Genomic DNA, 12,931 nt, shown 5'->3' with positions numbered 1-12,931 from the left:
CCAACGCTGAGGTCAGTGGTTGACGGGGATCATTTACTTTGAATAAGATAAAAACTGAAAAATCTACTGAAATCTTTGGCAAAACAGCACCCCGGCAATCCACTGCGCCGACTTGTTGGCCTTTGTTAAATGATATTCATTTGTTCATACAACATTTTTTATATTTCTTTCCACTTCCACATGGACATGGATCATTCCTACTAACATTATTGGCTTTGGGAGGAGGTGGATCAAATGTAAATGAATGATATTTGGGAGGAGGGGTTTCTCTTTTTTCTCTAATTCCCAATTTTATTTCAGCGTCCTCCAGATCTCCTAAAATACTAATATCCACTGCGTTATGTTGATATGCGTGCTGAATCACCTCAAGAGATTCTACTGCGTTTAGATCTGCTAAAGAACAGATCAAAAAAGCGTTTAGAATTGGGTCATTCTTGTCGAAGTTGCCTAGCAATCCCGTGATGCCATTGACACAGGATTTTCTACTTTCACTATATTTATTACCAATACATTCCAGACTTCGTGCGGCACATACTCTGGCAAATAACCTGTTTTGGGGATCTTTCAAATAAGAAACTAATGGACTGATGGCACAAGGCCCTAACATTGTGAAGACATAAGGAAACTCTTCATTAATCCAATCATCGTCATCATCATCTATCCGTTGTAACTGATTCAGTAATGATTCTAATGCCATTGGTGATTGAAGTTGTGCCAAAGTACGCCATGCGTGAATAGGCCCCCATACCTCTAAACTCTTTGCCGAAGCTCCTATTAAATCTTCATCATTCATCATTCGGATTAATTCATCAATGTGTGTTTCATTCAATCCTAATGCTACATAATCAGGCCATTCTTTTCTATAATGACTGGCATCCCCGTATGTGAGTAATTTGTTTACTGGTGATGAATAATTGAGGTTTATCATAATGATTTTGCTCTATATCTGAATAATATTAAGCCAACAGTGAATTAGACAGAAATAGATCATATTGGAATAAACAGTTTCTGTCTATCGCTATATTTCACATTCCCATCTATCTTTATATTTTCTTTTTATCGAAACCAGGATGATCATTTGTGCCAGATCAGGTAATTCTTAACTGGCATTGATTCTCGATTGAATCAATCATTAACAGATCAAAAACTGTAGTTCAAGGATAAAAATGAATAGAGATGCTAAATTATGGGAGCAGTAGTTATCCATTCTGAATCAACAAACACTCCCTGCAAAAAAAACAAGATGGTATGTCATTCGCGTAGAACAGTATTTGAAAAAATACAAAACCATACAATTCACGGTCATCCACGGTTATGGATCTGTTGTTCCCGGCGGTTGGCCCGTCCCACCCTCTGCAAAAAAGCCGAAACTGAATCTGGCGGCTCAAACAACAACACGCCATCCACGTCACCGATATCGATGCCCAGTTCCAGTGTGCTGGTGGCCACACACAACGCATGATCCCGCTCCCGGAATCGCTGTTCCACCTTGTGACGTTCTGCGCTGTTCAGGTTCGAATAATGCAATTCCGTGACGTCCTTGAAACGGCCTTGCCGGTTGAGCAATCCCAACAACCGGTCACAGCGTCCACGGTTGTTGGCGAAGATCAGGATTTTTCGATAATTCCAGCGTTCGTACAGATCGTTTACCAGAAAAACCAGTTCCTCTTCTTCCTTGAGATAGATCAGGTGCGGCAGTAATTCACGCTGAACAGAACTGGAAATACAGACCGTGTCCTGACGGAAATACCAGAACTCCATGACATCCCGGACATCTTCGATGGTGGCAGACAGTGCTATTTTCTGCAGGGGGTGCGGCAGTTTGCGTTCAAGTCGGCGTATCAGATAGCGCAGTTGCTCCCCACGGCAAACATGCAACAGGGGATGCACATCATCCAGAATGAGGGTTTGTACCCGGCGCAAAAACTCCTGATTTTCCTTGCGTGGACTGCCGATCATCACATCCAGCGATTCAGGCGTGGTCAGCAGTACATGGATGTTGTCACCACCACGTTTGACATCACCGGTGCGGAGGCCAAGTTTCAGCTTCAGCCGGTCTTTGAGCAGATTGCCCAGACGGCGCTCCAGGTCCATCGCCAGGGCACGGGTGGGAATCACATAAATGACGGTGTAAGGCGTAGCTGACTGGAGCAACCGTTCCAGCACAGGCGCCAGCGCCGCTTCAGTTTTGCCACTGCCGGTCGATGCCTGAAGAATCACATCGCGTCCTGCCAGCACCGGATCAATCGCCTTCTGCTGAACAGAGGTCAAGGACGGAAACGCGCCAAAAAAAGCACGGTACGTGTTGGGGAGTTTCAACAGGGGAGAGTCATTCATGGGTTATGACAGGCAATATTGATTCAAGACACCAATAGAACGTTAAGCGAACTAACAGCGTTCAATGGGATTGTATTTGCTGTGATAGGGTGGTGTGTTTGCCTGAAACCAAACACTCGACGAGAGAGCGGAAGACCCGCCGCCCTCTACGTCCTGACTCATGCCAGCCCATGCCACACTGAGCGCTTGTTCATCGCCCGGGTAGGGATTGAAGTCGCTGTAACGTTGCGATGTTATCTGCGACTCATCAAACGGATGTACAACCTTCCCGGTTGATTCATAGAGCGCCATCACAACCTGAGAAAGCCAAGCCCGATGGATATACTGCCTGGCAAAATGCAGTAGCCACGTGAGGGTATCGTAGACGTACTCATCCTTCAGAACTCGGTTCCATCCGTAGGCCCATCCTGGGACAATGGAAGTCGCCCGCATACGCCCACAGCAGATCAGTGCCGAACCCAAGGGTCCCTCGACTATACCTTCATCAATTCCCCGCACCGAATACTCGCGAGTGATGACTTCTCGCCAGGAGTCTCGCTCCTTAAGCTGGTCAAACACACGCTCTAGGCCGCTAAGGAGGCGCCGTCGAACGGCCTTTGTTTCGTCATTTGCATCGCCGTGGTGAACGCGATCAAACCAGCGAACGATATCCTGCTTAGCTCGCTGAACTAAAGTCTTGTCCAAGGTATTCACCTAGTAGGCCCAACGATCCGCATAACCGGATGGTAATGGAGCGAAGCGGAATTGCCAGTCCGAGTTCATGCGGTTGTTATACAAATTTTCATCTTTCAAATATCCTCCTCAAGGATCTGGCCATTTTCGAGTAGCCATTGCTTTGCCTTGTCCATTTTCGAGGACTGCGCTCGAACGATATTCCAAAACCGAGGTGTGTGGTTCGCTTCCAATAGGTGAGTTAGTTCGTGGATGATCACGTAATCCACGACATACATCGGTGCCTTAATGAGTCGCCAGTTGATAGTAATGTTGTCATTGATCGTACAGGAACCCCAGCGATAGCGATTATCAACGATCTTGGCATTGGTGAATGCCACTCCGAGATCATTGGCAAACTTTTTGGTCCGGGGCAGGATTTTTTCCCTGGCCTTGTCCATGTACCAATTTCGCAGGACCTGCTTGCGCTCAGCAGAAAGCCTCGCAGGGATCAGGAAACGTTGTTCGAAACGAATCTCTTCCGATCTGTTTTGGACTACTTCGATCTGATATTGACGGCCCAGGTAGAGTGCGGATTCGCCGTTGACCAGCTCTTTGCCTGGAGGATGAGGTAATGCGTATTTTTGCGCATGTTTGGTCTTTTCATAAATCCATTTCCGTCTTGATTCGATGATAGCCTGAATCTTCTCCTCGGAAGTGGATTCCGGCGCATGGACAACCACACTGCGATCCCGTTCGACGGTAATCGTCAGCTTTTTACGGTGAGGCGACCGCTTGATGGTATAGACCAGCTCCATGCTTACTCCGCGTAAAGAATCACATCATTATTTTTTTCTGCTATTTCCATCACCCGGCTGATGATCTGAGCGCGATTTTGAAGCAAGTTCGGCAGCTTTGTATAGGCAGGCTGTAAAAGTGTCGCTTGGATATCGGCCTTGAGCTTGTTGCGAGCAGGAATGCTCTCCCAGAAACCGGCAAGCTTCAGTTCCCTTTCAACAACCAGGAAAACCTGCTGGGTGAGATCGACGAGAACGGAGATTTGTTCCTCTTCACTGAAACCATAAGATGCGCTTGGCTCGGCAACCATTCCTGACTGCACTGGATTATTTTCAGCCAAACCAAAGATTTCTCGTTTGAAACTGCGGAAAAACGGCATCTGTTTCTTACGGTGGAGGCCATAGGTCGGCTCCTTGCTGGCGCTCTTGATGCGCTCTCGCAATTTTTCCAGCTCTTCATAAATTTTTTTCCAATTATCTCGAAAATCCTGGAATATCTGCGCCAGTGCCTTGGCGAAGGAGGCCTGTAAATCCGGATCGTCATCCAGTTCAACATCCAGGTGATGGCGAATAGCGTGTTCCACTTCCGCCGCCTTGGTCTTGCTGCGGTTACGCTTGCCGACGTTTTTTTCAAAGTCTTCATCAAGAATAGAAATCGGCTCAATTCTCTGATCGATATTCTTCGATTCCAGATACTGGTCAGTAATCGCACGAAGCTTTGGAGGTATGCCTTTCATGCTTAAGCGTTCGTCACGGAAATGCTTTCCGGCCAGAACATTGATTTCCGCAAGAGCATTGTAGTCGCTCATAAAATCCAACGCCTGCCGAGCGGGAAAAACCAGATTCATGCATTTCGTGAAGTTCTTGAAGGCCTGCATATAATCAAAACGCAAATCTTCGTCATAAAAAACATCAAAGAACGCATCATGGTCCGTGAGGTCCGTCAGACCATGTTTTTGAAGCAGGCCCATAATTTCGGCATGGCTGTTTTGGAGGTCGCGGAGCTCTTCTTCCGGGAAGCTCAGCGTATCGATGATTTCTTTTTGTTCCCGCTCGTCATAGGCATCGATGGCTTTCTTCAGGTGATGACCTACACCGACATAGTCAACGACAAAGCCCTTGTCTTTTGTGTCACCGCCAACACGGTTAACCCGGGCGATGGCCTGAAGAAGATTGTGATCGGTAATAACCTTGTCCAGGTACATGACCTGCTCAACGGGCGCGTCAAAGCCGGTAATGAGCATGTTGTTGACGATGAGGATGCCCATGTCACCGGTAACGCCTTCGTCTTTGCCGCCAAAGCTCAGTTTGAAGCTTTTGATACTGCGCTCATGTTTCGAACTATCGGAATACTCTTTCAAATGCGGTAGATCGTTATGTCCACCGGAAATGATGACATCCGATTGCATCCTCTTAAGCTGTTCAATGTCCAGACCGCCCGGGTTAGCCTTTTGCAGATCCTCTATCTTCGCCTTTAAAGCGGCATCTATATATTTCTTGTACCGAACCGCCGCTTCCCTTGAAGTCGCCACAACCTGAGCTTTGTAGCCATTGGGGAACACATGGGTAAGGTAGTGGTCCACCATGTCCTTCGCCTTGGCTTCTATGGTCGATTCAGCCTCAAGATAGGCGTCTCGCGAACCATAGCCGAGAATTTGCAGCCTCTCTTGCAGGTTATAGTCGCTGAACATATCCGCAAACGCCTGATCCATGCCTGCCTGATCGGGTACTTCCGCATTATGGGTGCGGCCTTCGTAAACGATCTCCAGAGTCACCCCGTCGTCGATGGCCTGGCGCATAGTGTATTTATCGATGTAGTCGCCAAAGACCCGTTCAGTCTTGTCGATGGGAGTGCCGGTGTAGCCGATTTTCGCGGCGTTCGGGATGCCTTTGTCCAGGTTCGCGCCCAGCATCTTGTACTGTGAACGGTGGGCCTCGTCCGTCATGACCAGGATATTGGGGCTGTCGTTGAGTTGCGGGAAGGTTTCGGTCAGGTCCGCCTCGCGGAACTTATGGATCATGGCCATCACCAGATCCGAGGTGTCGGCGCTGAGCAGCTCCTTGAGTTTTTTGATGCTGTTCGCCACCTTGACCGTAAAGCCTATACTGCGACTGGTTTCATTGAGCTGGCCTTCCAGTTGGGTCCGGTCAGTCACAAACACGACCTTCCAGTTGGACAATGCCGCATGCCGATACATCTCACGCACCATGAACATCATGGTGAGCGACTTACCCGACCCCTGGGTGTGCCAGATAATGCCGCTGCGTTCGCGTGGGCTTTTCCCCTGGAGCAGGCGCTGAACTGCCAGTTTCACCGCCCTGAACTGCTGGTAACGGCCGACAATCTTGATCGTCTGCCCCTTGTCATTGGTGGAGAACAGGGTGAAGGTGCGAATCAGGTCGAGAAGATTGCCCTTGTCCATCATGCCCGCCACCAGGCGCTGCTGATCGTTGGGACTGCCCGAGCCGTGGTCGAGGTCATTCAATGTGCGTGGGTAGGGATCGGACCAACGGTAAAAATGTTTTTCGCTGTGGGTGGTGATCGTCCCGAACTTGGCTTCCTGGCGGCAAGTGGCAATGACGATCTGATTGAAATAGAAAAGCGGCGCACTGCCTTCACCTTTGGCCCCGCGCTGCTCGCTGTAACGCAACATCTGGTCGATGGCTTCGGGTATGGCGTCTTTGACCTTGGGGGATTTGCACTCGATCAGCACCACCGGCAAGCCGTTCACAAACAGAACGATGTCCGGGATGATATGATGCTCTGTGCCGAGAATGCGGACCTTAAACTGACAAACCACGATAAACCGGTTGTTGTCCTTGTTCTTGAAGTCGATAAACCGCACCGTCGGGCTTTGCTCACCTGTTTTTCGGTTTTCACTGACACTGGTGTTTTCCAGTAGCAAATGGAGTGCGTATTGATTGTTCTCGATAAGCCCCGTTCCTGGAAAACTTGCCGTCAACTGCTTGGCGACCTCTTCAACCTGGTCATCCTCCAGCCAGGGGTTGATCACCTTGACCTGCTCCCGCAGGACCTTCGGCATGACCACTTCGGTGAAATTGTCGCGGAAGGTATGGGCCGGAGTCTGCTTCTCATCCGTCAGGTCGATAATTTCCCAACCAAGGCCGGATAGCTGATCGAGCAGCGGCTTTTCCACATGGTTGCGCTCATCGAGCTTAATCGCAGACAAGGTTGTTTTATTCATTTTCTCCCTCTCTTTTTCTCTTTGGCTGAAGTCGATTTCCGGGCTGATTCAATTTGTTTAAGCTCTTTCTCCGCTTCAATAAAGTGTTTTTCTACTTCTGTTGGCGCATCCAACTGCATCAGGTGAAACTTTTCATACTCTGCGTGCGCTTTCTGCAACGCCGCATCATGGCTGATTTTACCGGCATGGGTAAGGACATCTCGACCGGATAATTTCAGGAAGTCGTCCAGTTTTCCGATCCAGTCGCTCATCGTCATGGCCTTGTGCTGGACCGCCTGCAACTCGGCAAAATCGAGATAAAGCGTAACGATACGGTTCAGCAGATCCAGCTCTTCGGCGTTCAGGTAGTTCTTGGCAATCTCCGCCTCGCTTTTGCGGATAGATGAACCAACCCAGTTGGTCATGCCCATATGGGGTTCAGTAGCATCCGCCCGGTTGAAGATCACCTCGGCGGCGGTTTGCCCGTGTGCCGCCCAATGCATCTTGTTCTGGATCACTTTGAAAAAATTGCGGGAAACATCGGTTTTCGGGTCGTAATCGATGCTGGTGGCATAGATGTCCAGTATCTTGCGCCAAAAGACCTTTTCCGATGAGCGGATATCCCGGATACGCGCCAGCAGTTCATCAAAATAGCCGCCACCTCCACTTTGTTTGAGCCGGTCGTCGTCCATGGTGAAGCCTTTGACGATGTACTCTCTTAACCGCTCCGTCGCCCAGATGCGGAACCGGGTGGCAATCAGGCTCTTCACCCGATAGCCCACGGAAATCACCACATCCAGATTGTAAAAGGTCAGCATGCGCCGCACCTGCCGGGCGCCTTCCTGACGAACTACCGAGAATTCCTCGGCAGTTGCCGTCGGGTCGAGTTCACCTTCCTCATAGATGTTTTTCAGGTGGAGTGAAATGTTGTCCGCAGAGCATTGGAAAAGCTGAGCCATGTCGTTTTGGGTCATCCAGAGCGTCTCCTTCTCAAGCCGCACATCCAGCTTAATCCGACCGTCATCCGTCTGATAAATAATTATCTCGCCCCGTGACAGGTCCTTTTCGTCATGCTTCATGAGCAGACCTCCATGTTTTCCATTAAGGGCGTCACCCGCACCTTGCCGGTGAGCAGGTCTTGCATTAGGGCGGTTTTGAGGGAGCGGAGCTTCTTTAGATTACCAATTTCTGAGTTTACAAAAGTTATTTGTTTGGAGAGGACTCCCATAAGTCTCTCTTGTTCAACTATATCTGGAAGCAATAATGGAAGAGCGTAAAAATCTCCGTGATTTAAATCAGGAATAGTGGTGGTCCCTGCAAGCTCTTTAATTTGTTCCTGTATAGGTTCCCAGCAAAGAAACGTTATTAAGAAATCATGGATAATTTTGTTTTTATCAAATGCAATTTTAAAAAAATTATTGTGGTAAACCCCTTCAATACCGGTAACTATTTGTCCTGTATTCCCGGTTCGTGTGAATAAAACATCATCTTGCTTACAGATTAAATTAGCTGGTGGAGTATCAATATACTCAATATTTTTTTCAGGATTGTTGAGGTATTGGATTGTTATATACTTGTGACGTTTTGGTCCTTCACTTTTAAATCTTTTCTCTATTGCAATCTGTAGCCCTTGGTTAACTTCAGTAATATTTCGAAAATTTGATACCTCCCACTCCACCGGAATCCGCCCCAGGGGGGAATCCTTGAACTCATGGGTTTCTTCGGAACGGAGATTGCCGTGTTCATCGATCCCCCGGGTGAGAAGGTCCTGCATCAGACCGGTCTTGATGCGCTGCTGCTTGGCAATCAAGCTTTCCGTCTGCTCAATGGCCTGATCGACCTTGGAAAGAACTTCGGCGATTTTGGATTGTTCTGGTTTGTCAGTCGGATGCTTTATCGGCCATGTACTTAATTCACTGGAATTGATGGCCTCGAAAGTCGAACCTTGTGAGACGTTTCGAAAGTTCGACTCTTCAAAATGAAGATATTGTTCAAGGTAGTCTTGTTCGACGTCTATACCAGTAATTGCCGCAAGTCCTCGACCAATAATATAGGCCTGGTCAGCGATATTTATTCGACCAACCGGTGCTCGCACACTGAAGAGGATTGAATTTTCTGGAGCTATTTTTTTGATTTGACGACAGTAGACTGCATGTTTCGGAAATCTTGCCTGAAACTCCGCACACCCTTGTAAAAAAGCCAGTCCAGCTTCTTCCTCAGAATAAAACTTGGATTCTGGCGATTGCCCCATCACCAGATTAGCAACTTGACCAAGGGGTGAGGTTGTCCATTCGCTCGCTTGCGTTTTCATCTCAAGTACCCCAGTCCTTTCAGAAACCCATTCAACTCTGCAAGCGTCTCTTCCCTCCGTTGTTCAAGCTTCCGGCTGCTAATTGCGTATTTATTCCAAAGGTTTTCCACCCCCTGAATCAACGCCCGTTTTTCGGTGTTGAGATAGCGATCCAGCTCTCGGCTGGCAATGTCGTACAGTTTTTTCAGAATGAGCCGTTTAGCTTCTTCGACAGTCAGTTGGCCTCCAATTTCCGCCAGCAGAGCATCGGTTCGGGCAATGCGTGCCTGCAAAGCTACCTTGTCTTTTTGCAGGGCGGTGATTTTTTTATTGTCCGTCTTATCGCCTGCATCCAGTTCGGCCATTTGTTTATCAACCTGGCGGATCAGTTCCCGGTTTTCATCCTTGAACCCTTCAGCGCCCAGACGTTTCAATTCGAGCTTCAGTTCCAGTTCGGTTGTTTTCTCTTTCAGGTTAGTCTTGGCGGCTGTGATCTCTTTCTCGATCTCCTTAATTGTGGCATCCTGTTTTTTCAGCTCATCCAATTCTTTTTTTGCGGATTCGCCTTCGCTATCTTTCAAATCATCGATGAGTTCCTTCAATGCCTTTTTGATGACTGCGGCAGTGACCTTCTCGTCTTCGTCCGGCTCGTAGGCAGCCGTCTCCTGGGCGGTTTCGACAGCCTCGGCCAATTCGCTTTGTAGTTCGCTGATTTTGGTTTCCAGGGAATCAATCGCGTCGGCCTCGGCCTGAAAGAATTCCGCAATCAGATATTCATCGGGAATCAGGGTGTGATGCCAGCCGATGGAAACGATGGTTTTCAAGTCGTAGCGGATCTGTTGCCACCAGTTCACAAACACCCCTGCGCTCTTGAACTCGTCCAGTACGCTAAGGGGTATCATCTTGTCCTTGAGCGTTGTCAGCAGCTCAAGGCGTACATCTGGCATTTTTTTTCCGTTGCCATTGCCGTTATTGGCCCGCTCAAGTCGGGCAAAATCGTTCTGCGCCACCTGCCACCAATCCTCAAGGGCTTGCGCGTGAGTGGTAAGAGTCTGGACAACGGCCGGATCGGCTTCGATAAGTTTTTTGATATCCGTCTTTTCCTGAACGGTCTCCTTAAAGGCGAGGTACTTTGGACGTTCCGCTTGAAAGAGGGTTTCAGCAGCCAGGCCAAAACGGGCAAAGTCCTCATGTCGCGCCGTTACTTCATCTTCCGGAATGCCGCCGATGAGATGGGCTTGTACATCTTCTGGCTCCGGTTCCGGGGTGTTATCGACATAACGGCGAATGTTCAGGTTGTAATCGTGTTTATCGACGATTTCGGAGGTGTCGACCAGACGGCTGTATTTTGGGAGTTCCTGTTTCAGGGTGAAAATGGTGTCGATTTTCTCGATATCTTCCGGGCGCAGCTTGTTTTGGTTCTTACCCTCGGCAAATTCACGGTCTGCGTTGATGAACAACACCTTGTTGCGCAGATGATCCGGCTTGTTCTTATTACAGACCAGCACACAGGCGGGGATGCCGGTGCCGTAAAACAGGCCTTGCGGCAGGCTGATGATGGCCTCGATGACGTCATCGTTGATGAAAAGTTCCCGGATAAGCTTTTCCTTGCCGCCACGAAACAGCACGCCATGGGGCATGATGGTGGCCATATGGCCATTGCCCTTGAGGCTGGCCAGCATGTGCTGGACGAACATGAGGTCGGCTTTTTTCCCGGTCTCGGGACACCACTCCCGAAAACGATGGGTAAATTTAACGCTGGCTCGGTTGTAATTCTGTGAAAAAGGAGGATTGGCCAGCACCCGGTCGAATTTGCGAATCTGGCCATTGTCGAGAATTTGTGGGTCCTCCAGAGTATCTCCGTTTTCGATGGTAAAACGGCTGATGTTATGGAGGATCATGTTCATGTTGCAGATGGACCAGACCGTGCCATTGGAGTCTTGTCCATAAAGAGCCAGGTCGTTGGGGTCCTGACCCTGTTCTTCGACATATTGATGTGCTTGAATCAGAAAACCGCCTGAGCCGACCGTTGGGTCATAAATGGTATTGCCTGCCTGTGGCTTGACGAGCTGCACCAGCAGACGGACGACTTCGGCGGGGGTATAGAATTCGCCACCTTTCTTGCCCGCGCTGTCGGCAAAATATTTAATCAGGTATTCATAGGCGGCCCCGAGAAGATCAGGGAACTCAAAGTTGTCGTTTACCAGGACAAAGTTGGGCTGATTGAAATGGTCGAGGAGGTCTTTCCATTTCTGATCTGGAATCTTGGTTTTTCCCTTGATTTCATTGAAATTGATATTGTTCTTGAGCACTCCGGCAAGGGAATCATTCTCGTCCTCAATGGCGGCAATGGCTTTATTGAGCATATTGCCGATGTCGTGCTTTAAATCTTTCAAGGCGGGGACGGTGTTACCGTCCTCATCCACCCAAGTCTCATGCCATCGGGCGCGTTTGGGCACGTAAAAGGTCTCTCCATAGGAGGTCTTTTCTTCAATAAGCTTCTCATATTCGGTTTCATTCACATCCCGTAGATGTGCGTATGTTCTTTTGACAAGATCACGTTTTACGTCAAATTCATCTGAGAGTCGCTTCAGGAAAAGCATGCCGAAGATGAATTCCTTGAATTCGGAAGCATCCATCTTCCCACGCAAAATATCAGCAGCTTTCAGCAGAAAGGATTCAAGCTGGGATAAAGTTATTTTCTCTTTGTTCAAAGCAACTCCTTAGAGAGGTATTATTTGTATAACGCAGAAATGAGCGGTTTCAAGGGGCGTTTTGCGCCCCTTGAAATCCGTCTCGATTGACTTGTTGGGCAAAGATCTTTGTCATATTGATTTAAAGTTTTCTGGTAACAAATATCTTTTTGTTTGTATACGCCAACTTCCTCTATCCGGCCTCATTCCATAATGTCGTAGAAGAGCACAAAATACCACCCATGTAGATTTCGCATAAAAATAAGCTGATTTAAAATCTAATGTATGAATAGCTGATGTTTTAGGATCACCTTCTACCAAGTGCATTAAAGTATTCCGCATCCCATGTAGATTTTTTTGATACTCAATTACATGAGCGGGTAAACCAAGTTCAATAGCAATTTGCTGAGGTGACCCAACATTGGTTATTACTTTTTTATCTAACCAAGGCATATTTCTTGGAAACTTCAACTTGCAGGATAGACGATAATAATTAGCTGCTGACAAGATCCATACATGAGTAAACAAAGTTGCTGCCATTGCTTGAGTATATTCTTCACTCTCATATATTCCCAGTTTGGTTAATGAATTTAAATATTCATAATTTCCATACCGAGGATCATCATTTTTCACATCACGAATCCAAATATGATTTGTTTTATTTTTATAGTTTTCCCAAGCCCCAGATAAATGCCGAAATGAAATATCTGCCATTCTTCTATAATGATCATCTTGTACTCCTAGGGGGAGATAGTCTGGAGGTTTATAAAATTGCATTTTTCTCCATGTAATGCCCAACAGTGAATTAGACAGAAATAGATCATATTGGAATAGACAGTTTCTGTCTATCTCTATATTTCACATTCCCATCTATCTTTATATTTTCTTTTTATCGAAACCAGGATGATCATTTGTGCCAGATCAGGTAATTCTTAACTGGCATTGATTCTCGATTGAATCAATCATTAACAGATCAAA

At 47.7% G+C, this 12,931-nt stretch carries 8 protein-coding genes and 1 pseudogene; all 9 read right to left on the bottom strand.

The features are described from left to right. Positions 1-136: 136 nt before the first annotated feature. Positions 137-229, bottom strand: a pseudogene (locus HQM11_19415) (SEC-C domain-containing protein). Positions 230-1,302: 1,073 nt separating this feature from the next. Next, positions 1,303-2,337, bottom strand: coding sequence for a DEAD/DEAH box helicase (locus tag HQM11_19410; GenBank protein MBF0353208.1), 1,035 nt, complete (start codon positions 2,335-2,337; stop codon positions 1,303-1,305). A 51-nt stretch (positions 2,338-2,388) separates the two neighbouring features. Then, complete coding sequence (locus HQM11_19405) at positions 2,389-2,628, bottom strand: hypothetical protein (GenBank protein ID MBF0353207.1); 240 nt, start codon at positions 2,626-2,628, stop codon at positions 2,389-2,391. A gap of 497 nt (positions 2,629-3,125) precedes the next feature. Then, a complete protein-coding gene (locus HQM11_19400) occupies positions 3,126-3,806 on the bottom strand; it encodes a M48 family metallopeptidase (protein ID MBF0353206.1) in 681 nt (226 codons plus the stop codon). A 2-nt stretch (positions 3,807-3,808) separates the two neighbouring features. Further along, positions 3,809-6,991, bottom strand: coding sequence for a type I restriction endonuclease subunit R (locus tag HQM11_19395; GenBank protein MBF0353205.1), 3,183 nt, complete (start codon positions 6,989-6,991; stop codon positions 3,809-3,811). After that, positions 6,988-8,049: a virulence RhuM family protein gene (locus HQM11_19390; protein ID MBF0353204.1), complete on the bottom strand. Its 1,062-nt coding sequence runs from the start codon at positions 8,047-8,049 to the stop codon at positions 6,988-6,990. The genes HQM11_19395 and HQM11_19390 overlap by 4 nt, the downstream gene beginning before the upstream one ends. Then, a complete protein-coding gene (locus HQM11_19385; GenBank protein ID MBF0353203.1) occupies positions 8,046-9,281 on the bottom strand; it encodes a restriction endonuclease subunit S in 1,236 nt (411 codons plus the stop codon). Before HQM11_19385 ends, HQM11_19390 begins: the two co-directional genes overlap by 4 nt. Next, positions 9,278-11,974 carry a type I restriction-modification system subunit M gene (locus HQM11_19380; protein MBF0353202.1) on the bottom strand — a complete coding sequence of 899 codons (2,697 nt, stop codon included), beginning with the start codon at positions 11,972-11,974 and terminating at the stop codon, positions 9,278-9,280. The genes HQM11_19385 and HQM11_19380 overlap by 4 nt, the downstream gene beginning before the upstream one ends. A gap of 111 nt (positions 11,975-12,085) precedes the next feature. Continuing rightward, a complete protein-coding gene (locus HQM11_19375; protein MBF0353201.1) occupies positions 12,086-12,730 on the bottom strand; it encodes a hypothetical protein in 645 nt (214 codons plus the stop codon). Positions 12,731-12,931 lie beyond the last annotated feature (201 nt).

The sequence above is a fragment of the SAR324 cluster bacterium genome, from assembly GCA_015232315.1.
In the GTDB taxonomy this organism is placed as follows: Bacteria; SAR324; SAR324; order SAR324; family NAC60-12; genus JADFZZ01.
Note: the sequence above shows the minus strand (reverse complement) of the source record. Positions and strands in the feature narration are given on the sequence as shown.